Below are 25,533 nucleotides of genomic sequence, written 5' to 3' on the forward strand. Positions count from 1 at the left end.
GATCCATCAGTCACGCATAGCAGCACCAATTGAACGAGAAAGAACAACCATGAGACTTCAGGGAAAGACCGCAATTGTCACGGGTGGTGGCCGCGATATCGGACGCGCCTGCGCTGTCAAACTCGCCTCCGAAGGGGTGAATGTCGCGGTGAACTACTTCGCCAGTAGTGCCGGCGCCGAGGAAACCGTAGCCGAGATCAAAAAGATCGGTGGACAGGCGTTTGCAATGCAAGGCGACCTGAACAGACCCGAAGAGGTCGATGCGTTGATCGCCAAGACGGTCGATACCTATGGCAGCCTAGACATTCTGGTGAACAATGCCGGAGGTTTGATCGCGCGCAAGAAAATCAACGAGATGTCGCTTGAACATTGGCAGGCTGTCATGGATCTCAACCTGACCAGCACGTTTCTTATGGTCAAAGCGGCACTGCTGCATATGAAATCCGGGGCCATTGTAAACATCGCCAGTCAGGCGGGGCGCGACGGTGGTGGCCCTGGTGCATCGGCTTATGCAACGTCAAAAGGCGGGGTCATGACGCTCACCCGTAGTCTTGCAAAAGAACTCGGCCCCGATATCCGTGTCAATGCAATCTGCCCAGGCATGATCGACACGGATTTCCATAATATCCATACTCCCGATGCAGGCCGTCGCGGGCTAGAAGCTGCTGCGCCGCTCAAGCGGCAAGGCCAGTCTCAAGATGTTGCGAACCTAGTGGCGTTTCTGGCAAGCGAGGACTCGGCTTATCTGACCGGGACCAATGTCGATATCAATGGTGGGATGCTGTTCTCGTGACCACTGCAAAACAGGTTACCTAATTGTCGAACGCTACCGTTTGTCAAACTTCGAAGTAATGGAAACCGGAGTATGCGAATTCTAGCGATAGGTGAATGCATGGCCGAAATGGCCCCAACTGACGCGCCAAGCACGTATCAAATGGGGTTCGCCGGAGACACGTTCAATACAGCTTGGTATCTGGCCCAACTCACACCCGAAACGCCCTTGTCCTATTTTACCGCCGTCGGAGATGATGCCATCTCGTCCCGGATGCTGGGTGCGATGCGCGAAAGCGGAGTCAACACCCAGCAGGTGCGGATCGTGCCAAACCGTTCAGTGGGGTTGTATCTTATCACGCTAAACAACGGGGAACGTAGTTTTACCTATTGGCGCGGCCAGTCGGCCGCACGCCTATTGACCCAAGACAAGCAAGCACTTGCCCATGCCATGACGCAATCAGATCTCATCTATTTCTAGGGCGTCACTCTGGCAATCTTGAACCCTGAGCCGCCCTTTCTTCGGTTGTTTCACTGGCACGTTCAGCCCAAAGCAGACAATCTCGGAACGAAATGATATGTTCGCAGAACCAGAGGCGCTCATACATTCAGGAACCGTACTTTACGGAGGTCGGATGAATGATCATGCGTATTTTTCAGGTCGTGACACGGCCGGGCAAAGAGGAAGAGTTCAGCAAGTTCTTCCATGAAACAGCTATCCCCTTGATGAGAGGTACCAAGGGCATCGTTCAAGTGTTTCCTGGTGCCGCACGTGCTGACACACCGCGAGAGTTCAGCTTTGTGATGATTTGGGAAAACCTGGAGTCACTAAAGGCTTTTGTCGGCGATAACTACCAGAGCCCGCATATCGATCCGGCGGAAGCCGAATTGGTCGAGTCGCGTTCGATCAAGCATTATGAACTGGTTCAATAAGAGCGATGGCTTGAATGCAAGGAAGCAATTAGGGGGAAACAATGATCAAGGGGAAATGCGGTTGCGGAGCCGTAACGTATCAGATGACGTCACCACCCATGTTCGTGCATTGCTGCCACTGCGGCGAATGTCAGCGGCAAACCGGAGCGGCCTACGTCTTGAACGCCATCATTGAGGCTGATCGCGTGCAGTTTGAGGGGCCAATCACTGAACATGAGCTCTCTACTCCAAGCGGGAAAGGTCAGATCATTACGCGCTGTAGGGATTGTGGCGTCGCCGTTTTTAGCAGCTACATGATCCGCCTTGGCAAGCTAAGGTACGTGCGTGTCGGAACATTGAACAACCCGGATCAATGTCCTCCGAATGTACAGATTTTCACCAACAGCAAGCAGGCTTGGGTGCCACTCAGCAAAGACATTCCTATCTTTGAGGAATTTTACAAATTCGATGAGGTGTGGCCGCCCAATGCGTTGGACCGTTTGGAGATAGCTCTATCCTGACGGGTCAGTCGCTCGGGCCATAAGGTCCGCATTGTGCGCAGAGCGGTCATTAGAGCTTCGCGCGACGGCGAACTGGAGTTTGGTCCCACAGAGCTGCCTTAGGGGAATGCAAACCCGCAGCGATTTAGTTTCCAATTGGAGAGTAGATTGGAACAAGTGAGCGCCACTACAACGACGTTCTCCTGATAATTTACATTATGGCAGATATATCAGCACTACTGATCTAAATCCAAGCCTCTAAGCACTCTGATTGACCAGCTCTGGGCTATCGTTTTGCAAATTTGAGTTTCCTGTGAGCGTACGGCCGTGCCGGCGAACAAACGACTGCATAAGGCTCGGTGTTATCGTTGTCTACTGTTAGCATGATTGGCCGGTCGCAGCCCCTCTCGTCGCCAAAGTCGTTCAATTCGCCCATCGCTGACAGACCATCCAGCCCCTCTCAGCAGTGCAGTGATCCTGCGATAGCCATATCGGCCGTATTGACGGGTCAGCGCGATCATGTCGGCGACCAACCTGTATTCGCCTGTGCGACCTTGTGGGACACGCGGTTGTATGGACAGGTGTTGTCCAAGCACGCGGCAGGCGCGTCTCAGCCGCTCGTTCTCTTTCTGAAGCCGCTTCAGTTCTTTCAACTGATCTCCGCCCATTCCGCGGTACTTCTTTCGCCAGCGGTAATAGGTTTGTTCAACAACGCCAACCTGTCTGATCGCATCGAAGCGGGACATGTCTTGCCCCATCAGAACTTCAACCTGCCGTAACTTCGAGACAATCTCTTCGGGCCTCGGTCGCTTGTTTGCCATTCGTAGTCCTCCGTTTCCTAAACATAACGGTGGACCAGTTCAGTTGGGGAGGCTCAACTCCTGCTTGTCAGGTTGGTTTGGGCCAGCACTTTCGGGAGGAGTTGAAAATGCTGGCCCGTGCGTTGGCGCTCCCTGTTGGTTTTTTCGCCACCGCTCATGCTGGCTTACTCTGGGAGGAGCGAGAACCAGCATTTTTCGTGTAAGCTTTTGGACCTGAGGGCTCGCTTACCTATTCGTCAGCCATCAATTTTCCGGCATATTCCGGGATCTCAGATCGCGAAATTCCGATCTGAGAGAGTTGGTAATCGCTCATATTTGAAAGCGCAGAGAGCATCCGGGCCATTTTCAGTGCCTTCAAGGCAGCATTTGCCGTGGTTCCGATCCACGCCAAGAAGCTGATTGATAGGGCGATGGCGTGACCACGATCTGTACCAGCCGTTTCGGTGTTAGCAGCCATACGCAGCCTCCATAGCAAGTCTTTTGATGCCACTGCGCGGAATGCCCAGATCTATTAAGTCACGGTCAGATAGCACCGAGAGCTCATAATACGTTGCGCGATAAACCCTGCGTTTGGCCTGTGCCTTTCGCATTGCGTCCAGCTTTCGATGAAAGAACGTGCGGCCAGCTTCGAAAACGACATCCAGCCCGCTGTTTGATCGAGTAATTGCCATGATATTGCCTCGTCTATTGCTGCAATGCAGTATCTATGCTGCAATGCAGAGATAAGGGTATTTGGTAGCGCTCACAATTCGACAATTTGGCAAAGGCCCCATGCCATATTGGAACAGCAAAGGTCATGACATGGACATTTCTACGCAAATGCTAATCTTTGCGACGGTTGTCGAGCAGGGCAGCATCTCTGCGGCTGCAAGATCAATGGGGCAGACCCCATCGGCAGTAAGTAAGCAAATCGGATTACTTGAAGATCAGGTGCACTACCGCCTTCTTAATCGCACCAGAACGGGTGTTTCTCCGACGCGAGAAGGTCAAGATTTCTATGAAAAATGCAAAGCAATGGCTGATAAATTCAACGAAGCCAAGGCGATGATCCACAGCTTTGATGGTGTCCCACGCGGAGAACTCAGGATCGCATCCACTGTTGCATTCGGTAAGTCCCAACTGATTCCTGCCTTGCCTGAGTTCATGAAAGAGAACCCTGAGGTTCAAATATCTTTGGATCTGACCGACCGAGAAATTGATCTTCGGAGTGAAGGGTTCGATGCGGCGATCTGCTTTGCAGAACAACACAAGAATCCAGATATGGTCATTAGGCGCATTATGCAGAGTCGAAGGGTACTATGTGCCTCACCTGAATACCTTGAGCGTTGTGGAACACCGTCGAATTTTGCCGAATTGGCTGAGCACAATTGCTTGAGAGTTGCTGGGAGAAGCCAACGGAACGCTTGGAACAGCATCGAACCGAACGCAGGCGAAAAATTTGAAGCAACGGGTAGCTTTGAGGGGAACAGCACCGATGTCGTCTTTCGAGCCGCTCTGGCTGGTATCGGGATCGCACGTTTGCCCTGCTATATGGCAAACAGGAAATTTCGCTCCGGCAAACTTGTCCATGTCATGCCGGAGTATGCACCACCCAGCACAGATATTGTCGTAATGTTCGCCGAAAGGCGGAATCTGGCACCAAAAACCCGCGCGTTTGTGGATTATCTCGCGCGGCGGTTTCGGGCTTTCGAAGAAAACCAAATGAACAGCTAGCTAAGAATAAAAACGATCGCAGTAGTCCAAGTTAATCCGATCCCATTCGCTGTGAGTGATTAAAAGTCTAGCTGAAATTTGAAGAGAACTGACGGGGTTCCTAGATCAAAAGTATGGCATTGGTCGGTAAATGCAGCATTGGTCATTTCGGTCTCCGAGCAGCCTTTCTCCGAACACGTTATCAGTGGCTGATATCAGCAGCATTAAAGTGATTTTGCGTTTAACCCGCAGATGATCTGAACACTTAACGATGGATCGCTTCAACTAAAATCGCTTCGGCAATATCCTCCCATCGTTTCGACTCTATAAAAACATCCAATAGTAGGGATAGCGGACCAAGACCTTGTCGCAGAACCTCTAACTGCGAAGTTCAAGTTACTGTAGCTTCTAAGGTCTTGGCCAAGATGGGCCGAGGATTTCAACGAAAAGATATCAACGCATGACTGGCTTGGTAGCTTGTACCAATTACTTCAGATAGGTGTTGAACCAATCAATTGTGCGGTCCCAGGCTAGGTTTGCCATTTCCTCATCATAGCGTGGCGTACTGTCGTTATGAAAACCGTGGTTGGCGTTTTCGTATATATGTGCCTCGTATACTTTGTCGTTGGCCTGCAGAGCAGCCTCAAAATCCGGCCAGCCTTCGTTGATACGCTCATCAAGCTCTCCCATTTGAATCAGTAGCGGCGCCTGAATTTTGGCAACATCCTCAGCTGCTGGCTGGCGACCATAGAACGGCACGCCTGCGGCCAGTTCTGGGTAGGCCACGGCAATTGCACTAACTACACCGCCGCCATAGCAGAAACCCACTGCGCCGACCTTTCCGGTGCTGTCATCTCGGTTCAACAGGTATTCAAACCCATTGAAGAAATCGTTCATCAACTCGACACGGTCCACTGTCTTTTGCAACTCGCGCCCATCGGCGTCGTTGCCCGGGTAGCCGCCAACCGATGTCAGACCGTCGGGGGCCAACGCCATAAATCCGGCTTTTGCCAACCTGCGCGCCACATCCTCGATGTAAGGATTCAAACCGCGGTTTTCGTGGATCACCAGCACCCCGGGCATGGGCTCTTCAACGCCAGCAGGTCGGACAAGGTATCCGCGAACATCACCGGTTCCATTCGGTGAAGCATAGGTGATGTAGTCCGCGTGGATATCGGGATCGTTGAACGACACTTGCTGAGCCATCGCGTAGTTCGGGCTGAGCATGTTCAGCAGCGCGACCGCTGTCACGCCGCCGACCGCGAACTTGCCTGCGCGGTCCAGGAATTGGCGCTTGGTGATCTTGCCGTGCGCGTAGAAGTCATACAGGTCCAGAAGTTCCTGGTCGAAGTCTTTTGCCGTCATGCGAGTCATTGTGGATCTCCTGATGAGTTTGGCAGTCTGAAGGGTGGGTAGTATCCGATCTGAAGGTCTTGATTTGATTGAGCGTCTGGCTGGGCTTCCTAAGATAACGCCGGTGACCGTTCCTTGTTCGCGTACCGTTCGCGCAGCGCGTTCTTTTGAACTTTTCCCATAGTGTTTCGCGGCAACTCCTGGACGAGTTCGTAGCGGCGAGGATGTTTGAATCGCGACAGCTTGTTTCTGATGATCGACTCGATCTGTTCCACCTGAAGCTGTGATCCGGGCTCAGCAACCAGAGTGGCTATGATCGCTTCGCCGAAGTCTCTATCGGGGATTCCGAAAACGGCTGATTCCAAAACGCCATCGATGTCGTTCAGGACGTCTTCAATTTCCTTGGGGTAGACATTGTACCCGCCGGTGATGATCAGATCCTTCGACCGACCCACAATCGACAGGTAGCCATCTTCGCTGTACCGGCCCAGATCTCCGGTGATGAAAAACTCATTCTCTCGAAGCTCCTCGGCGGTTTTTTCGGGCATCTGCCAATATCCTTTAAAAACATTGGGTCCGCGCACTTCGATCATTCCCACCTCGCCCTGGGGCAATGGTTCTCCGGTTTCAGGGTTAGTCACAATCACCTCGGTGCCGGGCAGAGCCATGCCAACGGTTCCCGCGCGGCGTTCGCCATCATAGGGGTTCGAGGTGTTCATGTTCGTTTCGGTCATGCCATAGCGCTCGAGGATGCGGTGGCCTGTGCGCACTTCAAACGCCTGATGGGTTTCTGCCAGCAATGGGGCTGAACCGGAAATGAACAGGCGCATGCCCCGAGTGATCTGTTTGGTGAAACCGTCAACTTCCAGCAATCTGGTGTAGAAAGTTGGGACACCCATTAAAAGGGTCGACTTGGGCATTTCCTCCACGATCGCGCTTACGTCGAACTTTTCCATCAGCCGAACTTTGGCACCGGCGAGCAGCGACGTATTCATCGCTACGAAAAGTCCGTGCGTGTGAAAGATCGGCAGTGCGTGAATCAAGCGGTCGTCGCTTGTGATGCCCCACAAATCCACGAGAGTTTGGGCATTAGACAAAAGGTTCTGATGGCTCAGCATTGCGCCCTTAGAACGACCAGTGGTTCCCGACGTGTAAAGCAGGGCTGCAAGGTCGTCCGGGGCGCGATCCACGGTTTCAAACTCGTGGGGTTGTGCGTCAGCCTCGCGGCTCAGACTCGAAGTGTCGCCGCCGAGGGTTAGCAGCTTTGCGCCAAAGCGGGTCGCCAGTTTTCCGATCTCAGTTTCGTTGGTGCTGTCGCTGACGATCATGGCAGGTTGGGCATCGGCGATGAAATAGTCCAACTCTGCCAACGTGTAGGCGGTATTAAGCGGCAGGTAGACTGCGCCCGCCTGAACCGCAGCAGCGTATAGCGCCAGTGTATCAGCTAGCTTTCGGGCCTGCACAACGATGCGGTCTCCTGGGGAAACTCCGCTGGTCCGCAAAACATGCGCGATCCGTGCGGCGCGTTTCAGAAACGCGTCATATGACACTACCTGTCCGTCATCGAGTTGCAGGAACGGAGCATTGTTTCCCGCGTGGTGGGAAAACAAGCTGTCGTAGAGAGTGTTGGTCACGCCGTATTTTCCTCTGGTCTGGCCGCAAGTGCTGCGGTTGAAGCCGCGCGCACGGAACGCGAGGCTTCGATTGTGGCATGTGCCGCAAATTCTTCGTGGTGGCGCTCTGTCTTTTTCAAATCGTAGAGGTAGTTGACCATTGCGCCACCAGATTGGGATCGTCCGTTCTGCGACAGGTCGGCCTCGGCATGCAGCTCGTGAAGCTCGGCGCCATTGCCCAAGTGAAAGCGGGCCACGGGATCCAGCGGCATCCCATCTTCGCGCTTGGCGAATAACAGGTATCGGGCGGCCATCGCCCGCACGTCCTGCGCAGAGGCTGTTCCCGCAAGTACGGCTTTGGCGGCATGGCCATGCTCGGGGTGCCCTGTTTCGCCAGCCACCCACCGGTTCATACCCGGTATTGGGGACAAGGTCACAAATGTATCGAGGCCCGGAAGCTCTCGCGAGAGTTCCGTCACAACCTGTTTGATCAACAGGTTTCCAAAGCTGATGCCCGTTAGACCCTTCTGGCAGTTTGAAATGGAGTAGAACGCTGCGACTTTTGCCTGTTCGGGTTCGATCGGTTCTCGGACTTGGGACAAAAGCACATCAATCGCGTTCGGAATTTCAGCCGTCAAAGCAACTTCGACAAAAATCAGCGGCTCATCCGGCATTGAGGGATGAAAAAACGCAAAACAGCGACGGTCGGGCGGGTAAAGCCTGCGCCGCAAATCGTCTAGATCGTTAATCTGATGGACCGCCTCATACGCCACGATCTTGTCCAGAACGCGGGCTGGTGTATCCCAACTGATTTGTTTGAGGACAAGAAAACCCCGGTTGAACCAGCTTCGCAGCAAATGCACGAAATCTATGTCTGTGCGCCTGAGTTCGGGGTTGGATTTGAGAAAACGCAACAGGTTAACGCGCATTGCCACAAGCTCTTGCGTCGCGCCGGAGGGTTGATTCAGCCGGCGCAGCAATTCTTGCCGTCGGGGTTCGGCGGCCTCGCTAAGCCTTTTAAAAAGATCGACGCTTCTATCTTTGGCATAGCGGCGCGCCGTTTCAGAAAGCTGATCCGCGTCCAACTCAAGCTGGTCATTCAAATAGGCGAAGAAGTCCAGTTTTTCCGCGTCGTCCAACGTCTGGTATCGATCCAATATCGTGGATGCGAGCACGAAACCCGATACTTCACCTTCTGCAGACAAGAGTGCTTCACACAGCTCTGATATGGATCGCTTGTCGTCTTTGCCTCGCTTCTTGCCGGGGCGGTCGAACAACTGATCAAGCAGATCGCCCAGAAACCAGTTCCGCTGCATTTCAGGGCTCCATCTGGCTGCTGAGGTATTCGCCCGTCCGACGATAGTGATCGATCAGGTGCCGGGTTGCGCTGTCTGCGTCGTGAATTAATGCGGCGTCCAGGATCTGCTGATGCTCGGCGGCTATATCCCGCTTTTTGTAGCTTGAACCTCCGGCCGCCAAATAACGGTAGCGAATGTTAAGATCGTAAAGTTGCGAACAATAGCGCAACAGTAAAGGAAGCCTCGCATTGTCCAACAAGGCCATATGAAATGCCTTGTGTGCGTCTTCAAAGTCGTGTGCCCCTTTTTGGCCCGCCTTTTTCATATGGTGGTGACGCAAAACGAGCCTATCCTCCCAAGCTGAGTCTGCATTGGTGATGGACGCGCGCAACGCGGTTTCTTCAAGATTGCATCGCAACAGAAGGATTTCCTCGAAGTTGCACTTGCTCACCGGTGCCGCCCTGAAGCCGCGCTGGTCAATTCGTTCCACCAGCATGTCCGATGTCAAAAGGCTTAGTGCCTCGCGAACCGGGCTTGCGCCTGTGTCCAGCAGCCCGCGGAGCTGCTCGATCTTGAGCTTTTGACCGGGAGGCAGCTCGCCAGTCAGGATCATTTCGCGGAGCCTTCGATACGCACCATGAGTGGCGGAAGTCTCTTTGCCCTCGGTATCAAGCATGGCGTCCATATCTGACGGTTCCTCTTTCGCGGCAAAATCTCTGGAGTGCTTTTAGCTAAGTGCACTCATTCCAGTTGACAGACCAACTGAAAGGTTCAGCGAGCCTTCGTTTATCATCCATCTGCGCAGAACAAAGCTGCGTGCCCCACTTTTGTGCATGGGATCCTCCTCGGCCAGTTTTCGGGCGACTTCAAGACTGTCGGCGCGGTAGATGATCAGACCCATACCTTGCATATGCTCTCCTGTTTCATCCGACATTGGTCCAGCAAAAGCGAGCTTCCCCGAGCGTTCAAGTTGCGCCTGATATGCCAAGTGATCTGGAAGCGAAGCCTTTACATCTTCCGGTGCCTTGGCCGGCGTGCTGTGTGCAACGTAAAGCTCCAAAGCAAGAGCGCCACGGCTTTTTGCTTCTGATTTATAGTCTGACCAAGCAACCATCGGCGCTCTCCAAAATATCGATATTATTTGACATATTGCAAAATAGTCGGCAAAAATCAAGCGAACTGACATGGATGGTGAGAATGAAATACTTGGTGGGAGAGACTTCGGAAGGCACAGCGGTTTTTGCTGTAAACGGAGAAAACGCAGTGAATCTAACGGCTTTGGACCCTGCCGTTGGTCCCGATCTGATGGGGCTGATCTGCACGCCTGGACTGGTCGATTCGCTTTCTGAAAAAATCGTCGCTTCAGAAAGCGTGCCTGTCTCCTCTGTCACGCCAGCGCTGCCCGTAGCATCTCCCGGCACGATCATTTGCATGGGATTGAATTATACGGACCACATCAAAGAGGGGGGGTACGACATCCCAAAGTATCCTGCTCTGTTCATGCGCGGGAAAAACTCGATCATGGCCGCCGGTCAGCCGATGGTTCGCCCGTCCTGCTCGGAACAACTGGATTACGAGGCAGAGCTGATGCTGATCGTCGGAAAGGGCGGTCGCCATATTTCGGAAAAGAACGCATTGGATCATGTGTTCGGCTACACCGTGTTCAACGACGGGTCTGTAAGAAACTACCAGCGCAAGACGCACCAGTGGACGCCGGGAAAAAACTTCGATGACACTGGTGCGATCGGGCCGTTTACCGTGACACCAGACGAGCTGCCTGAAGGGGCATCCGGCCTTAAAATCGAAAGCCGTGTGGGCGACGAAATCCTTCAAAGCTCGAACACTGCCAACATGATCTGGGGCGTTCGTCAAGTCATTGCGACGATTTCGGAATATACTACTTTGGAGCCGGGGGATCTGATTGCGCTAGGTACACCGCCGGGTGTCGGGCACGCCAAAAAGCCCAATCCCCGTTGGTTGAAGCCCGGCGAAACCGTTGAGGTCGAGATTGAGGGCATCGGCGTCTGCGCCAGCCCGATTGTCGACGAAAAGGATGCCAAGTCCAAGGTGGCTGCAGCATGAGCGCACTAACCGGAGCAGAACTGGAGGCACTTCGCGCCAAGGCGCAGCAAGATCACCGCGATCTGCGCGAGCGCATTCCACGCTTGTCGGATGACGCGATCGCCTTGATCCTGCGCGAATCCAGATCGCACTACGCGTGGACCAACAAGCCTGTTTCTGACGGCATTCTTGAAGAGATCTACGACATCACGATCAACGGCGCGACCAGCATGAATACGTTGCCCGCGCGCTTCGTTTTCGTGAAAAGTCCCGAAGGGAAAGAGCGGCTTGCAAAGTCTTTAAAGCCGAAGAATGTGCCAAAGATGATGGATGCTCCGGTCACGGCGATCATTGCTTATGACATGGACTTCTGGAAGGAACTGCCCTTTCTTTTCCCGCACGAAGACCGTCGGCCATTGTTCGAAAACAAGCCTGACTACGTGGCAGACACGGCCTTTCGAAATGGCACGCTTCAGGGCGCTTACTTCATGATTGCGGCCCGGGCTGTCGGGTTGGACGTCGGCGCCATGTCAGGTTTTTCGAACAAGATCGTCGATGAGGAGTTCTTCGCGGGCACGACGCTCAAGTCCAATTTTCTTTGCAATCTGGGCTACGCGGATGAAACAGGTTTGTTTCACAAACTTCCGCGATTTCAGTTTGAAAAGGTTTGTTCTTATGCATGAGGAGGCGCTGCCGTGGGTATGAAAGTGAAACCCGTCGTGACTTACCGCACGACAGCTCGGTGCCCGACACACGCGCGCACTGAGCTACCAATACGCGATCTGGATGTGGTTATCGACGAACCTGTCGAGCGGGGCGGGACAAATCTTGGTCCGTCTCCGACTGAAACCGCGATGGCAGCGCTGATCGCCTGTACCAACGTCATCGGGCACAAAAATGCGCACCGTTTGGGAATTGATCTAGGCAAAGTGACAATCGACGCGAAATGCAGGTTGGACCGGCGCGGTGTCCTAATGGAGGAGGAGATTGAAGTTCCGTTTCCGGAAATTGAACTCACCGTGAATTGTGAAACCCCCGCCAGTCAGGAGGAGCTGACACGCGTGGGTGAGGAGACAGCCAAATATTGCGCCATCGCAAAACTGTTTGAAGCGGCAGGCACCGACCTGACCGTCAACTGGGTCAAAGCAAACAAATAAAAAAGACCCGACTTTCTGGGAGGAGAGAAATGAAAAACTGGACCAAACGCAGTCTAATGGGCGCCGCTTTAGCTAGCGTTATGGCGCTGCCCGTTGTCGCAGAAGAAACCATTTCCGCGATCGTGATTGATGGTTACCCGGACCGGGCATTGTGGGTGAAGGAATTCACAAACTTCTTTATTCCCGAAGTGGACAAGCGGTTGGCCGAGTCCGGCAACTACAAGATGAACTGGCAAGAAAACTATGGCGGTTCGATCGTAAAGCCCAAGGGCGTTCTGGAAGGCGTACAGCTGGGTTTGGGGGATATTGGCATCGTCACAACCATCTTCCATTCATCCAAGCTGCCTAGTCAGGGGATCTCGGGCTCGACACCATTCGTCGCGTCGGATGCCCGTGCAGTGGCCAAGGCGGTTGACGAGATCGCGCGAGAATACCCGGCTATGCAGAATGAGTTTGCTGCGCAAAATCAGGTTTATCTGGCGACGGGCGTTGTGCTCGACACGTATCAGATGTTCTGCTCAGAGCCGGTCGAGAAAGTTGCAGATCTTGAAGGACGCAAGATCGCGGGTGCCGGCCTGAACTTGCGCTACCTCGAGGGTATCAAGGACGCGGCGGGCGTACGCGGAGGCCTCACTGATTTCTACAACATGGTTCAAACCGGCCTTGTCGATTGCGTGATGATTTGGCCGGAAGCTTCCAAGACGTTCAAGATCGTAGAAGTGGCCCCTTACATGTTGAAGGCAGACCTTGGCGCGGTGAATACAAAAACAGTCACAGTCAACGCCGATTACTGGGCAAATCTGCCTGACGAGGTCAAAGACGTACTCCAGGCCGTGGCTATCGACTACCGTGACCACGTGGCAGGTATTGCAATGGATCGAGCCGCTGCGTCACGAGATGCATTTGTAGAAGCTGGCGGATCGATCATTGAAATCTCGGACGAAGACCGCGCTGCGTGGGCAAATGCGATGCCCAATGTTGCGCAGGAATGGGCTGCAACGCTGAATGAGAACGGCGAGCAGGGCACAGATATGCTGGCCGCTTATCTCGGCAAGCTTCAGGATGCCGGTTTCACTGGTGTGCGGGACTGGACGGCCGAATAATCGTTCGGCGACCCGAGAAAGGGGCCAGACATGCTGAAGACCGCAGTTGCCGTCCTGTCGCGGGTCGCCAATTCGCTTGCAATAACCGCCAACGCGTTGGGCACGCTCGTCGTCCTAGCGTTGGTGGTCATTCTGAATATCGACGTCGTTGCGCGCGGGCTGTTTTCGGCTCCGCTTCGAGGCACTTACGAAATGGTGCAGTTCTCGGTCGTGATGATTGTTTTTCTGCAATTGCCCGACGTGGTCAGGGTGGACCGGCTGACACGTTCGGACGGGTTCCTGAACCTGATACACCACCGCCGCCCCGGCCTGACGGCCAACCTCAGACGCATTATTAACGCCGTCTCGGCGATCTTCATGGCCTTGATCGCTTATGTGACCTTCCCTGAATTTCTTCATATGTGGGAGACGCAGGACTATTTCGGAGTTCCGGGTCTTTTCACACTGCCATGGTGGCCGGTTAAACTGGTCATCGCGTGCGGTACTGCGCTTGCCTGCGTGATTTTCCTGCTCAAGGTCGTCACGGCGCAGGACCGTCCGCAACTTATTCGCACCCCTGAACATGACGAGGCCGCAGAATGACGCCGATTGAGATTGGCCTGATCTCGGTCGTTGCCATTGTTTTCCTGATTTATGCGGGCGTCTACATTCCCATCGCCTTGGGCGTCGTCTCGTTCGTGTCGATCTGGCTGATGCGGGACAACTTCACGCTAGCGCTTAACCTGCTGAAAGTGGCGGTCGGCGACAGCGCGATGGAATATAGCTTCGCGACTATCCCGCTGTTTACCTTCATGGGGCTCATCGTTTCAAAGGCTGGGTTAGGCAGGGACATTTACGAAGTCATGACCATGCGGTTTCGCAAGGTCAAAGGCGGGATTGGAATGGCGACGGTTGGAGCCAACGCCGTCTTTGCCGCCGTGACCGGGTCGTCCATTGCATCCGCATCCGTGTTCACCAAAGTTTCGGTGCCGCAGATGATGGCGCAGGATTACAACCCGCGATTTGCTGTTGGCGTGGTGGCCGGGTCTTCGGTTTTGGGCATGATCATCCCGCCTTCCGCGATGCTGATCATCTACTCCTTTGTTGCTGAACAATCTGTAGGGGACATGTTCCTTGCCGGGGTCATTCCCGGGATCATGTTGGCGATCGCCTATGTTGGCGCGATCTGGGCCATGGGCCGATTCACACCGGCGTTCGTCGGTGGCCGCATCGTGGCAGATACCGAATGGATGTCCGGGCGCGAGATTGCGTCCAAAACGCTACCAACACTGTGTATCATCACTATCGTTCTTGGCGGGATCTACACCGGCTGGCTTACTGCGGTCGAGGCAGGAGCAGCCGGTGCCTTCGTGGCGTTGATCATCGCTGTCCTGCGCAGATCCATGTCACCAAAAGCGTTCTGGGACGCGTTGCTGGAAACCGGTCATATCACAGCGGCGATCTTGATCCTGATCACTGCAGCGTCAATTTATAGCCGCATGCTGGGACTGGCGGGGCTGCCCAACCAGTTGCAGGACCTGCTTGCGGGGAATTCCGCGTCCTTCTGGTCGATTATGCTGCTGTACGTCCTTTTGATGCTGTTTTTGGGAACACTGCTGGATACGGCTTCGATCATCTTGATCGTTGTCCCGCTGTTCCTGCCTATGGCCGAAGCGCTGGATATGTCGCTGATCTGGTTTGGTATCATCACCGTGGTCGGCGCCGAAATCGGGCTTTTGACCCCGCCACTAGGCATATCCTGCTTCGTCATCAAATCGACGATCAATGACGACCGCATCTCGCTGAAGGACGTGTTTATGGGCGCGCTGCCCTTCGCGTTTGTGATGCTAATCGTTCTGTTCATTCTGATCGAGTTCCCGATCCTCAGCCTTGCCCTGATTTAAGGAGGCCAAGATGCGCTCTGTCACCAAAGACAATATCACCGATGTGTTCATGGGATACCTGTCCAAGGACACTGATCCGCGGATGCGTGAAATCATGGGGTCTCTGGTCAAACACCTCCATGACTTCGCGCGGGAAACCAACTTGACACATGACGAATGGCGCGCCGGGATTGCGTTTCTGGAGGGATGCGCTGCCGTGGAATCAGAGGACAGGCATGAGTTCGTGCTCGCCTCGGATGTGCTGGGCCTGTCGTCATTGGTGGACATGTTGCATTCAAGTTCTGATGCAACAAGTTCGTCCGTACTTGGCCCTTTCCATGTCTCTGGCGCGCCCCCTCTGCCATTCGGCGGGGATATGAAGCGCCACTACGGTGGACCTGTGCTGCTTGCTGAAGGCGTGATCCGGGACACCGATGGTAATCCGATTTCCGGTGCAGAGCTGGATATCTGGCAAACCGCGCCGAATGGAATGTATGCAAGCCAAGACGAAGAACAGGACACCTATTCTTTTCACGCTCTGATGACGGTTGGGGAGGATGGAAAATATGCGTTCACCACGGTCAAACCGGTGGAATACACGGTTCCGTCGGATGGACCCGTCGGAGACATCCTACGGGCGTGTGGGCGCCATCCTTGGCGGCCTTCGCACCTACACTACATCGTCAAGGCTCCTGGCTACCGTTCTTTGGTGACCGAGATTTTCCCCGACGACGATCCTTATTTAGATCAGGACACGGTGTTTGGAGTTCGGGACGATCTGGTGATGACCTATGTCGAACGGCCGGCTTCAGAATTTCCGGACGGCATGGAACTTTCTGGTACGATCACCGAACCATTCTTGCACGTGAAATTCGACGTGACGCTTGCCAGATTCTGAATAATATCGAGGAGGCATGTGGTGCTGAAACAAATCTGCATTTTGAGTGCCGCGCTGTTTTGCAGCAGTGCCATCGCACAAGAGCGCCCGATCTTTGACGCGCATATTCATTACAGCCACGACGCCGTCAAACTGGTGCCACCAGAACAGGTGGCTAAAATCCTTCGGGATGCGGGCGTGCGGAAAGCACTGGTTTCCAGCTCGGATGACAATGGCACTCAGCTTTTGTTAGCCGCGGCACCGGACATCGTCGTTCCAGCACTGCGCCCGTACCGTCGTCGAGGTGAAATCAACACATGGATGCACGATGAAACTGTAATTGACTATTTGGAAGAAAACCTGGCCAAGAACGACTACGAAGCCATCGGCGAGTTTCACGCTTACGGCGACGACATCAAAACGCCGGTCATCCAGCGCATGATTGCACTGGCGAAAGAGCGGAACCTCATTCTACACCACCACGGCGATCGAGAGGCAGTGGACCTGATCTTCGAAACCTGGCCTGAAGCTCGGGTATTGTGGGCGCACTCTGGCTTTGATGATCCAGCGAGCGTTGTTGACGCGCTGGACACGTATCCCAGGCTTTGGGCCGACCTGGCGTTTCGTTCAGACATGGTCTCACGAGGCAGTATCGACCCGAATTGGAAGGCTGCGTTCGAAGCCCATCCCGATCGGTTTCTGGTCGGTACGGATACATTTGCGCCGGAACGCTGGTACTATGTCGGCCCCCACGCAGATTTTTCGCGTGAATGGCTGGATTTGCTGCCGGACCAGATTGCGGACAACATCGCCTTTGCCAACGCAGAACGTTTGCTGACATCAAAATGATCCGTTGCGCCGTCTGTTTTATGATTTGGTCCAGCACGGCTTTTGCTTGTGATGTAATTGGGCAACGTATGATTTCGGAAGTTCAAAACGCACCCGAGGTTTATCTTTCCGTCGATGAAATTCCGTTGGCTCAACCGTTTTCCGTACTGGTTTCTATTTGTAGTGAAACTGCCGTGGGCCACATGCGTGTGGATGCAATCATGCCCGCTCATCGACACGGTATGAACTATACCCCCAAAGTTAGCGCATTGGGCGGCGGAGCGTTCCGTGTTGATGATATGCTGTTTCACATGCCGGGTTTGTGGGAGCTGCAGGTTGGTGTCGACATCAATGGCCAATCAATTTTCTATACGTCAGAAATTACGCTGAAATGAAGCTGTGGTTTACAGCTGCGCTAATAGCCCTGACAGGTGCAGTGCGTGCAGAGGTCTTGTTGTCTGCAGACGAAATTGAACAAGCGCTTTCCTTTGGGCCTTGGCCACCATCCTTCCATTCGGACCCAAGCAATAGAGTTTCGAACAATGCCAGAGCGATCGCGCTTGGAGAGGCCTTATTCAACGATCCGGTGTTGTCCGTCGACGGTGCATTTTCTTGCGCAAGTTGTCATGATCCGGAACAGGCATTTACAACTCCAGAGGCGCGGACGCTCGGCCGTGTATTGTTAGATCGAAACACTCCATCACTGCGGAACCTGGCCGGACTCCGCTGGTATGGGTGGGGTGGCAAAAGCGATAACCTTTGGGCGGCCAGTTTGCATCCAATCATCGAAGCTGAAGAGATGGCGCATACCAACGCAAGCCTAAAGACAGCCATCTCGGAGAGTGCCTACACTGATGACTTTGAAGCAATTTTTGGTGTCATCCAAGATCAAGGCCCAGAGCTTGTTCTGGTGAATACTGCGAAAGCTCTTTCGGCTTACTTGGAGACTTTGGTGACCGACCGGACGCAGTTTGACGATTTTCGCGATGCCTTAGAGCGTCGAGATTTTCCAGCGGCTGCCTACTACCCCGAGGCAGCGCAGCGAGGTCTTCAGCTGTTTTTAGGGCGCGGGAATTGCGTGTTTTGCCACAACGGCCCGAGGTTTTCCAACAATGAGTTTCATGACGCCGGCGTTCCGTATTTTCTGAGCGAAACCGAAGTCGACGAAGGGCGGTTCGGAGGACTGAACTTTTTGCTGTCAAGCCCTTACACACTGGGCGGAAACTGGAACGACGATTCGGAAAAGCAAGGTGCTTGGGTGGTGCGAAAAGTACGCAGGAGCCATTCTGACTTTGGAACCTTTCGGACGCCCAGTCTGCGGGGTGTGGCTGATACTGCCCCTTACATGCATGACGGTAGTTTGATCGACTTGGATGCTGTGATAAGACACTACAGCGAATTAGATAAGGAAAGGCTTCACGCCGATGGTGAGTCGATACTTTCCGAACTGAATTTGACGGAACGGGAGATCGCGGATCTTGTGGCGTTTTTGGAGTCTCTGTCCAGCGTCACGCAGCCTTGAGATGCTCCAACGCAGCCTGCGTGCCGCCTGCGTTATGAGGCACGCCGCTCTTGTCGAGCCCCATTTCTACGCCTGAGAGTGTGGCCATCAACATAAGGTCGTTGAAATCGCCCAAGTGACCTATGCGGAAAACCTTGTCGTCCACTTTGGACAGGCCGTTTCCAAGTGAAATGTCGTAGTGCTTCAGCGCAGTCGCACGGAATCTACCTGAGCACGCACGCTCGGAACCCGTGACGGCGGCAAGACCCGGTGTTTTGATGAAAATCAATCTACGGCCGTCACGACTATTGCTGCTTCAAGATGAGCTGCTGACTAATTCGATCGTGGTGTTTGCTATTACCATCCAATGCTCCGTTTCCAAATTCTGTGGTAATTTGAGATTTCCGGGCGTGCATCCGCCGAAAGCCAAGGAAGAATTACAAAGCGTATGCATCAAACGGTCACTTGCTACCCTGTACGAGAAAATTTCCTAAAGTAGACTTGAAGAACGTGATAATCTCCGTGACCATCGACTGCGGAGTAACGCCACTATGTCAATCGGATCATCGGGTGCAGCCCATTTCGACCCCAGAACAATAGAGATTGATACCTCTAGAGTTCTGGCGCGCCGATCAAAGCATTACGCCGTCATTGATGTGGGTTCCAATTCAATTCGGCTTGTCGTCTATGATGATCTTTGTCGAGCGCCATTCCCCCGGTTTAATGAGAAATCACTGGCGGCACTTGGTGAAGGCCTGGATGAAGACGGTAATTTCACACAAGAAGCAATTGACCGTGCCTTGCATGCCATAACGCGCTTCAAGGCAATCACTGAAGCGATGGGTGTGACCAGAGTCGACATACTTGCAACGGAAGCGATGCGTAAGGCCAAGAATGGGTCGGAATTGGTCGCAAAAATTCGGGATTTGACAGGTGTTGAACCAAAACTACTGTCAGGTGATGAAGAAGCAACCTACGCGGCCTTCGGCGTGATATCCGGTTTTTTTCAACCGCGCGGACTGATTGGGGATATTGGTGGTGGAAGTCTCGAAATCGCGGAAATTCTTGGCGACCGCGTGGGAGAGCGCAAAGTAAGCATGCCCTTAGGCGCATTGCCGGTCCGAGCAATGATGGGACAGAGCTACAAGGAAGCAAGAAAACGCGTCGACGCCATTCTGAAAGACGGTTTGCCGCCTGTGCTGACGGACTCGACATTTTATGCAGTCGGTGGCGGTTGGCGGGCTCTGGCGCGAATTCATATGGCGATGAACGACTGGCCGATCAGCGTCGTACACGCCTATGAACTTCCTGCAGAAGAGGTCTCGGACTTAGCCAAATCGATCTCACGAATGTCACCTGAAGAAATAGCGAAACTTCCGGATGTGCCAAGCCGGCGCGTCGAGACTTTGTCGGCTTCGGCACTGGTGATGTGGCGGGCACTTCGAAGGTTGAAATCCGACAAAGTTATCTTTTCTGCGCTCGGCCTTCGGGAAGGGTGGTTGTACGCACAATTGGATGAGGAAGAGCAGTATCGTGATCCATTGATCGAAGGGGCATTGGCCACTGGCCTTCCCGACGCCCGTGTTCCCGACTTCTCCGAAGCGTTGGCACGGTGGACGGATAACCTCTTCCCTGCCGAGATTCCAAATAACCGTCGCGTTCGGCTGGCGGTATGCGCGCTAACCGATATCGCTTGGCGCGATCACCAGAAAGTACGCGCCGCCGAGAGCTTTTTGCGCATCCTGCAATTTCCGTTTATCGGAATAACCCACCCGGAACGGGCATTTCTAGCCACTGCCGTCATGGCGCGCTACGGGGGCAAACCAGCGAAACTGGACACCAGGGCGACGGATACATTGACATCCAATGCCGTGAGGAAAGCAGAATTTCTTGGAGGCGCTTTGCTTTTGGGTCATCGGTTTTCAGCAAGCGTGTCGAAGATCCTCGAACACGCCAAGATCATTGTGGACCCGGATGTCCTTCGCCTGGTCATCGAAGAGTCCTCGGAAGTGCCCGACAGTGATGCCGTAAAGGCCCGTATGGCGAAGCTGGCGAAGGTTTTCGGTCTGGATGCATCAATCGAAACGCAGGAGGGCGGTCAGGCGGACTCCAGCCCTTGAGTCAGATCACGCGTCATCTACGTAGGCGATTAGAGCGGCTTCGCAGCCATTCGCCCAAATCATTGTCAGCCATTTCGAGAATGCATCAGAAAATGGTCCGGCTTCACTCAATTCGCCGTAAATCCGGCCTTGATTGAGCCACACAGCCGGGTTTGATGCCGCGGCAAAGGCGTTTTGTGACAGTTGATCCCAAATCGGATCATTTGCCTCGATGACGCTGCCATCTTCGCGCGTTCCTGCGCACATGCGTGCCCACAGAGCTTCGACAAGCGCGAGGCCTTCAACGGACCGCCCGGCTTGCAATTGGTCCCGAAGGATCGGCAAAACGAACCCAGTATGGCGCGCCGAGCCATCGAAGGCAACGCGGCGGGTGGTGTCGACGATCCGCGGGTTGGAGAACCGGCTTTCGATGAGGCTGATATATTCAGCCGGGCTTTTGCCCGGTACAGCGGCTACCGTGGGCGCGATTTCCGTTCTCTGCACTTTGCCGAAGAATGACGAAATAACAGAGTGCTGCATACATTCGGAAATCGTCCTGAGCCCGAGCACTTCGCCAACATTGGCAAGGACCTGGTGCCCAGCATTGAGGATTCGGATCTTCATGGTTTCGAATGCGTGAACGTCATCGGAGAAGGTTGCGCCGACCGCGTCCCAGTCTGGGCGTCCGGCACAGAAGTTGTCTTCGATTACCCATTGGCGGAATGCTTCGTGGGTAACCACCGCGTCATCGTCGATACCGAAGTCCTTGGCAAGCGCCAACTCGTTTGGGCCAGTGGCAGGAGCGATACAATCCACCATCGAGTTGGGGAAGGTCGCATTTGCGTCGATCCAATCGGCTAGATCAGGGTCGGACAGACGCGCCAGAGACACCACGGTCTGACGCAGGATGTCACCGTTGCCTTGCAGATTGTCACAGCTCAGTCCCGTAAATGCTCCACGCCTTGCGTCGCGTCGCAGCCTCAATGCGGCCACCATGGCACCAAATGCCGTGCGCGGTGAGTCGGGGTGGGCTGCGTCGTGCTGAATATCGGGGTGGTTGGAGTCGAACTCCTTGGTGACAGGATCGATGTAGTATCCGCTTTCTGTCACAGTCATGGCGACGATACGAATGGCAGGTTCCGCCATTGTGATGATCAGTGCCCCATTGCCGTCCTCGATTGGCAGATAATCGATCATGGAACCAATGACCTCGGCCGAAACTTTTTTCGGGTCGAGTTCGATCAGAGTTGTAAGGCAATCCTGAGCAAGAAGTTTTTCGCGCATGGCGGCATCATAGGGGCGCACGCCGGCGCCTATGATGGCCCAATCATGCGCTTTGCCCTCCTGCATCAGGCGGTGCAGATACCATGCCTGATGTGCACGGTGGAAATTGCCGACGCCGATATGCACGATGCCCGGTTGCAGGGTTGTGCGATCATATCGTGGACGTTCAACAGCCAGTTGATCGAGTGTCGCATTCGAAAGGGAGATCAGCTCATCCATTGTCCACCATCCACGTTGTAGGTTTGGGCGACGATGTAATCCGCCGCGTCACTGGCGAGAAACACAGCCATGCCGGTCAAATCGTCCGGTGTGCCCATGCGCCCGTAGGGCACTGCGGCACCGACTTCCTGTTTCTTTTGCCCCGGGGCCTTGTTTTCGTACTTGGCAAAGAAAGCGTCTACGCCGTCCCAATGCTCACCATCGACGACACCCGGAGAAATGGCGTTCACGTTTATGCCGTGCCGGATCAGGTTCAGCCCGGCGGATTGAGTCAGGCTGATCACTGCCGCCTTGGACGCGCAATAAACAGCGACTAGCGGTTCACCACGCCGCCCGGCCTGACTGGCCATGTTGATGATTTTGCCGCCTCGTCCACGCTTGATCATGTGGCCGGCCACAGCCTGCATCGTGAACAGCGTTCCTGCCACATTGATGTCAAAGACGCGCTGGTAATCATCGCGCTCGATTTCGACAATAGGAGCGGCGGTAAAAAGCGCGGCGTTGTTAACCAGAATGTCGATGTGACCGAACTCTGCCACCGTAAGCGCTACTGCTCTACCTATGCTGGCCTGGTTGGTCACATCCAAGGCAACTCCGATAGCACTTTCGCCCAACGCGGCAGCGCATTCGCGGGCGCCATCGATATTGATATCTGCGATGGCAACCCGCGCGCCCTCGTTAACATAGGCCTCCGCAAAGGCCCGCCCGATCCCTCGGGCAGCACCAGTAATCAAGGCTGTTTTTCCAGCCAGTTGCATCAGACAATCCTCAGACCCTGAGCGTCGAACTTGTGCAGCTTGTCCATTTGCGGAGTCAGAAAGATCGTGTCGCCGTGCTTGGCCTGTATATCCCCGGTAATTCGCACGGTGACCATGTCGGCAAGACCCGTGTCATGAACGTGAATGAAGGTGTCCGAACCAAGGTGTTCGGCCACACCGACAACACCTTTCCAAGTCCCTTCCGTCATGCTGACATCCGTGTGCTCGGGGCGGATGCCAATGGTGGTTGCCCTGTGTTTATTGGCCTCGGCCCCACCGATCAGGTTCATCTTCGGAGATCCGATAAACCCTGCGACAAATTCGTTGCGCGGGTTGTGATAGAGCTCCAGTGGAGAACCCACCTGTTCAATTACACCGGCACGCAGGACAACGATCTTGTCCGCCATGGTCATGGCCTCGACCTGATCGTGCGTAACATAGATCATCGTGGTCTTGAGCCGTTCGTGCAGTTCACTGATTTCCAGCCGCATACCAACGCGCAGGGCCGCGTCGAGATTGGACAACGGCTCGTCGAAAAGGAACGCTGCCGGTTCCCGCACAATGGCGCGGCCGATGGCGACACGCTGACGCTGACCGCCAGACAACTGGCCCGGACGCCGGTCCAGATAGTCTGTGAGGTTCAGCGCCTTGGCGGCACCTTCGATGCGGCGTTTTTGCTCGTCTTCATCGATCCCAGCCATTTTCATCGGGAACGCGATGTTCTTACGTACAGACATGTGCGGATACAGGGCATAGGATTGGAAGACCATTGCCAGACCGCGCTTAGCCGGAGGTACATCGGTTGCATCCGATCCGTCGATTTCGATGTGACCAGACGTGATGTCCTCGAGCCCGGCAATCAGGCGCAGCAGCGTAGACTTACCGCAGCCCGAAGGCCCGACAAATACCGTGAACTCGCCATCTTCAATCGTGAGGTCCAGAGGCGGAATGACTTGAACATCTCCGAAACTTTTAGTCACTTGGTTGAGTTTAATTTGTCCCATTGGTCAAGTTCCTTATTTGACGGCGCCGAAGGTCAAGCCGCTGACAAGTTGTTTCTGGCTGAACCAGCCAAGAATGAGGATTGGCGCAATGGCCATAGTGGAAGCTGCGCTGAGCTTAGCGAAAAACAGGCCTTCGGGGCTGGAATAGCTGGCAATGAAGGCCGTCAGCGGTGCTGCATTGGCTGCCGTCAGGTTCAGTGTCCAGAACGCTTCGTTCCAGGCCAGAATGAAGTTTAGCAGCAAGGTCGAAGCAATGCCGGGAACCGCCATAGGAGTGAGGACGTAGAGGATTTCCTCTTTCAACGTCGCCCCGTCCATTCGTGCAGCTTCCAGGATCTCACCGGGGATTTCCCTAAAGTAGGTATACAGCATCCAAACGATGATCGGCAGATTCATCAGCATGAGGATGATCACCAGCGCGCCCCGGCTGTCGAGGATGCCAAGCTTGATGCAAATCAGATAGATGGGGTACAGGACGCCCACCGCTGGAAGCATCTTGGTTGACAGCATCCACAGCAGAATGTCCTTAGTGCGCTTGGAAGGTACGAACGCCATCGACCAGGCCGCAGGCACCGCGACGATGATGCCCAGAATTGTCGAGCCACCGGCGATTATGATCGAGTTCCAAAGGAACCGGGCGTAGTTCGACCGTTCCATCACAACTGAATAGTTCTCGAGCGTCCAATCAAAGGCCAGAAACACCGGAGGGTCGGCAATCGCCGTAGCCTCAGTCTTGAAGCTGGTCAAGACGGTCCAGAGGATTGGGAAAAAGATCAGCAGACCAATGCCCCAAGCGGCGGTGGTGTTGATGATTTTACGTTGTTGAGTAACTGCGCGGGCCATTTTTTCCTCCTCACGCGTCCAGGTTCTTGCCGACGATGCGCATCAAGAAGATCGCAACGATATTGGCGAGAATGATTGCATAGACACCACCGGCGGACCCGAGGCCTACGTTCTGACTTTCAAGTACACGCTGGAAGATCAGGTAGGTCAGTGTACGGGTGCCAAATGCACCTCCGGTTGTGACAAAGATTTCCGCGAAGATCGCCAGAAGGAAGATTGTCTGGATCAGGATCACGATCGTGATAGCCCGGCTGAGATGCGGAAGGGTGATGTAACCAAAACGCTTCAATGGTGGCGCACCATCCATTTCGGCGGCTTCCAACTGCTCACCGTCCAGCGACTGGATTGCGGTCAGCAGGATCAGCGTGGCGAAGGGTAGCCATTGCCAGGATACGATCATGACAATCGAAGGCAGGGAAGCCTCGGACAGCCATGAGATCGGCTCGGCTCCGAAAAAGCGCCACAGATGGGCGAACAATCCATTCACCGGGTCCATGAACATGTTTTTCCAGACCAGAGCTGACACGGTCGGCATGACAAAGAAAGGTGCGATCACGAGGATGCGGACGACACCTTGCCCCCACATCGGCTGGTTCAGCAGGATAGCCAGCAAAACACCGAGGACGACCGTTATCAGAAGAACGCCGCCGACAATGGCCAGCGTGGCGCCTACTGCAGGCCAAAACGCGCTAGAAGTTACGAATCGGACGTAGTTTTCGAAACCAACCCATCCAAGGTCTCCACCACGTAGCGGAAGGTATTTCTTGAATGAGAACATCAGGGTCATGATCAGCGGCACGAGCATCCATCCGAGGAGCAAGATGACCGCTGGTGCCATCATGAAGCGAGCCGCTGATCGAGAATGTTGGGTTGCCATGGGGCATACCTCCTCTGTTGATCGCCATAAGGCCATCTTAAACGGAGCTGCGGTTAAAAGAGAAAAATGGGGCCCGAGGGTACAGGGGAGAAAGTGCACC

At 54.3% G+C, this 25,533-nt stretch carries 29 protein-coding genes and 1 pseudogene; 16 read left to right on the plus strand and 14 right to left on the minus strand.

Annotated elements, in window-relative coordinates; all coding sequences use genetic code 11:
- Positions 1 to 49 precede the first annotated feature (49 nt).
- The 4 genes from GS620_RS06665 to GS620_RS06680 all read left to right on the plus strand — a co-directional run bounded on the left by GS620_RS06665 (position 50) and on the right by GS620_RS06680 (position 2,204).
- Complete coding sequence (locus tag GS620_RS06665) at positions 50 to 793, plus strand: SDR family NAD(P)-dependent oxidoreductase (protein ID WP_171169388.1); 744 nt, start codon at positions 50 to 52, stop codon at positions 791 to 793.
- Between the two features lie 72 nt (positions 794 to 865).
- A complete protein-coding gene (locus GS620_RS06670; RefSeq protein WP_256369207.1) occupies positions 866 to 1,252 on the plus strand; it encodes a PfkB family carbohydrate kinase in 387 nt (128 codons plus the stop codon).
- Between the two features lie 158 nt (positions 1,253 to 1,410).
- Positions 1,411 to 1,704 carry a putative quinol monooxygenase gene (locus tag GS620_RS06675; RefSeq protein WP_152456701.1) on the plus strand — a complete coding sequence of 98 codons (294 nt, stop codon included), beginning with the start codon at positions 1,411 to 1,413 and terminating at the stop codon, positions 1,702 to 1,704.
- Between the two features lie 41 nt (positions 1,705 to 1,745).
- Entirely contained in the window at positions 1,746 to 2,204 is a 459-nt protein-coding gene (locus tag GS620_RS06680) for a GFA family protein (RefSeq protein ID WP_171205670.1), read from the plus strand.
- Positions 2,205 to 2,578: 374 nt separating this feature from the next.
- On the opposite strand, the pseudogene GS620_RS06685 reads toward GS620_RS06680, so the two are convergent.
- From GS620_RS06685 to GS620_RS06695, 3 genes and pseudogenes are all read right to left on the minus strand, one after another.
- Positions 2,579 to 3,004 (minus strand): annotated as a pseudogene (locus tag GS620_RS06685) (transposase); the annotation flags it as partial.
- A gap of 229 nt (positions 3,005 to 3,233) precedes the next feature.
- Positions 3,234 to 3,461, minus strand: coding sequence for a DUF1127 domain-containing protein (locus GS620_RS06690; RefSeq protein ID WP_171363767.1), 228 nt, complete (start codon positions 3,459 to 3,461; stop codon positions 3,234 to 3,236).
- Positions 3,451 to 3,675 carry a DUF1127 domain-containing protein gene (locus tag GS620_RS06695; protein WP_253283819.1) on the minus strand — a complete coding sequence of 75 codons (225 nt, stop codon included), beginning with the start codon at positions 3,673 to 3,675 and terminating at the stop codon, positions 3,451 to 3,453. Before GS620_RS06695 ends, GS620_RS06690 begins: the two co-directional genes overlap by 11 nt.
- A 130-nt stretch (positions 3,676 to 3,805) precedes the next feature.
- Here GS620_RS06695 and GS620_RS06700 point away from each other — a divergent pair, with 130 nt between their 5' ends.
- Positions 3,806 to 4,717: a LysR family transcriptional regulator gene (locus tag GS620_RS06700; protein ID WP_171614791.1), complete on the plus strand. Its 912-nt coding sequence runs from the start codon at positions 3,806 to 3,808 to the stop codon at positions 4,715 to 4,717.
- Between the two features lie 465 nt (positions 4,718 to 5,182).
- Here GS620_RS06700 and yghX read toward each other — a convergent pair whose 3' ends face one another.
- From yghX to GS620_RS06725, 5 genes are all read right to left on the minus strand, one after another.
- The gene (gene yghX, locus GS620_RS06705; protein WP_171614793.1) at positions 5,183 to 6,070 is read right to left on the minus strand and encodes a YghX family hydrolase; all 888 of its coding nucleotides are present in this window, start codon (positions 6,068 to 6,070) and stop codon (positions 5,183 to 5,185) included.
- 89 nt (positions 6,071 to 6,159) lie between these two features.
- A complete protein-coding gene (locus GS620_RS06710) occupies positions 6,160 to 7,683 on the minus strand; it encodes a malonyl-CoA synthase (RefSeq protein WP_171172456.1) in 1,524 nt (507 codons plus the stop codon).
- Positions 7,680 to 8,978, minus strand: coding sequence for a malonyl-CoA decarboxylase domain-containing protein (locus tag GS620_RS06715; protein ID WP_171614795.1), 1,299 nt, complete (start codon positions 8,976 to 8,978; stop codon positions 7,680 to 7,682). The genes GS620_RS06710 and GS620_RS06715 overlap by 4 nt, the downstream gene beginning before the upstream one ends.
- A gap of 1 nt (position 8,979) precedes the next feature.
- Positions 8,980 to 9,645 (minus strand): GntR family transcriptional regulator, encoded by a 666-nt coding sequence (locus GS620_RS06720; RefSeq protein ID WP_171117790.1) that lies wholly within the window; start codon positions 9,643 to 9,645, stop codon positions 8,980 to 8,982.
- 42 nt (positions 9,646 to 9,687) lie between these two features.
- Positions 9,688 to 10,074, minus strand: a complete 387-nt coding sequence (locus GS620_RS06725) for a YciI family protein (RefSeq protein WP_171188371.1) — start codon at positions 10,072 to 10,074, stop codon at positions 9,688 to 9,690.
- Between the two features lie 83 nt (positions 10,075 to 10,157).
- On the opposite strand from GS620_RS06725, the gene GS620_RS06730 reads away from it, so the two are divergent.
- From GS620_RS06730 to GS620_RS06775, 10 genes are read left to right on the plus strand one after another with little or no spacing between them, the layout of a single operon-like run.
- Positions 10,158 to 11,042, plus strand: coding sequence for a fumarylacetoacetate hydrolase family protein (locus GS620_RS06730; protein WP_171172459.1), 885 nt, complete (start codon positions 10,158 to 10,160; stop codon positions 11,040 to 11,042).
- Positions 11,039 to 11,704, plus strand: coding sequence for a malonic semialdehyde reductase (locus GS620_RS06735; protein WP_171614797.1), 666 nt, complete (start codon positions 11,039 to 11,041; stop codon positions 11,702 to 11,704). The genes GS620_RS06730 and GS620_RS06735 overlap by 4 nt, the downstream gene beginning before the upstream one ends.
- A gap of 18 nt (positions 11,705 to 11,722) precedes the next feature.
- On the plus strand, positions 11,723 to 12,178 hold the full coding sequence (locus GS620_RS06740) for an OsmC family protein (RefSeq protein ID WP_171615300.1): 456 nt from the start codon (positions 11,723 to 11,725) through the stop codon (positions 12,176 to 12,178).
- A 29-nt stretch (positions 12,179 to 12,207) separates the two neighbouring features.
- A complete protein-coding gene (locus GS620_RS06745; protein WP_171207041.1) occupies positions 12,208 to 13,281 on the plus strand; it encodes a C4-dicarboxylate TRAP transporter substrate-binding protein in 1,074 nt (357 codons plus the stop codon).
- Positions 13,282 to 13,311: 30 nt separating this feature from the next.
- On the plus strand, positions 13,312 to 13,863 hold the full coding sequence (locus tag GS620_RS06750; protein WP_171614799.1) for a TRAP transporter small permease subunit: 552 nt from the start codon (positions 13,312 to 13,314) through the stop codon (positions 13,861 to 13,863).
- Entirely contained in the window at positions 13,860 to 15,164 is a 1,305-nt protein-coding gene (locus tag GS620_RS06755; RefSeq protein WP_171614801.1) for a TRAP transporter large permease, read from the plus strand. Before GS620_RS06750 ends, GS620_RS06755 begins: the two co-directional genes overlap by 4 nt.
- A 10-nt stretch (positions 15,165 to 15,174) precedes the next feature.
- Positions 15,175 to 16,041, plus strand: coding sequence for a dioxygenase (locus tag GS620_RS06760; RefSeq protein ID WP_171614803.1), 867 nt, complete (start codon positions 15,175 to 15,177; stop codon positions 16,039 to 16,041).
- 21 nt (positions 16,042 to 16,062) lie between these two features.
- Entirely contained in the window at positions 16,063 to 16,869 is an 807-nt protein-coding gene (locus GS620_RS06765; protein WP_171614804.1) for an amidohydrolase family protein, read from the plus strand.
- Entirely contained in the window at positions 16,866 to 17,243 is a 378-nt protein-coding gene (locus GS620_RS06770; RefSeq protein ID WP_171207044.1) for a hypothetical protein, read from the plus strand. Before GS620_RS06765 ends, GS620_RS06770 begins: the two co-directional genes overlap by 4 nt.
- Positions 17,240 to 18,370, plus strand: coding sequence for a cytochrome-c peroxidase (locus GS620_RS06775; protein WP_171172472.1), 1,131 nt, complete (start codon positions 17,240 to 17,242; stop codon positions 18,368 to 18,370). The genes GS620_RS06770 and GS620_RS06775 overlap by 4 nt, the downstream gene beginning before the upstream one ends.
- On the opposite strand, the gene GS620_RS06780 is transcribed toward GS620_RS06775, so the two are convergent.
- A complete protein-coding gene (locus GS620_RS06780; protein WP_371809777.1) occupies positions 18,357 to 18,638 on the minus strand; it encodes a hypothetical protein in 282 nt (93 codons plus the stop codon). The two genes, GS620_RS06775 and GS620_RS06780, sit on opposite strands and share 14 nt — an antisense overlap.
- A 262-nt stretch (positions 18,639 to 18,900) precedes the next feature.
- Between GS620_RS06780 and GS620_RS06785 the strand changes: the two genes are divergently transcribed.
- The gene (locus GS620_RS06785; RefSeq protein WP_171614806.1) at positions 18,901 to 20,469 is read left to right on the plus strand and encodes a Ppx/GppA phosphatase family protein; all 1,569 of its coding nucleotides are present in this window, start codon (positions 18,901 to 18,903) and stop codon (positions 20,467 to 20,469) included.
- 6 nt (positions 20,470 to 20,475) lie between these two features.
- Here the strand turns inward: GS620_RS06785 and GS620_RS06790 are convergent, their stop codons facing one another.
- Genes GS620_RS06790 through GS620_RS06810 form a run of 5 tightly spaced genes read right to left on the minus strand, consistent with a single transcriptional unit; the run spans position 20,476 to position 25,433 of the window.
- The gene (locus GS620_RS06790; protein ID WP_171117843.1) at positions 20,476 to 21,951 is read right to left on the minus strand and encodes a mannitol dehydrogenase family protein; all 1,476 of its coding nucleotides are present in this window, start codon (positions 21,949 to 21,951) and stop codon (positions 20,476 to 20,478) included.
- On the minus strand, positions 21,939 to 22,712 hold the full coding sequence (locus GS620_RS06795; protein WP_305849002.1) for an L-iditol 2-dehydrogenase: 774 nt from the start codon (positions 22,710 to 22,712) through the stop codon (positions 21,939 to 21,941). Before GS620_RS06795 ends, GS620_RS06790 begins: the two co-directional genes overlap by 13 nt.
- A complete protein-coding gene (locus tag GS620_RS06800; RefSeq protein WP_171117847.1) occupies positions 22,709 to 23,713 on the minus strand; it encodes an ABC transporter ATP-binding protein in 1,005 nt (334 codons plus the stop codon). The genes GS620_RS06795 and GS620_RS06800 overlap by 4 nt, the downstream gene beginning before the upstream one ends.
- Positions 23,714 to 23,725: 12 nt before the next feature.
- On the minus strand, positions 23,726 to 24,556 hold the full coding sequence (locus GS620_RS06805) for a carbohydrate ABC transporter permease (protein WP_171614808.1): 831 nt from the start codon (positions 24,554 to 24,556) through the stop codon (positions 23,726 to 23,728).
- Positions 24,557 to 24,566: 10 nt separating this feature from the next.
- Entirely contained in the window at positions 24,567 to 25,433 is an 867-nt protein-coding gene (locus tag GS620_RS06810) for a carbohydrate ABC transporter permease (protein ID WP_171117851.1), read from the minus strand.
- Positions 25,434 to 25,533: the final 100 nt, after the last annotated feature.

It is taken from the genome of Ruegeria sp. HKCCD6428 (assembly GCF_013110595.1).
Taxonomy (GTDB): Bacteria; Pseudomonadota; Alphaproteobacteria; order Rhodobacterales; family Rhodobacteraceae; genus Ruegeria.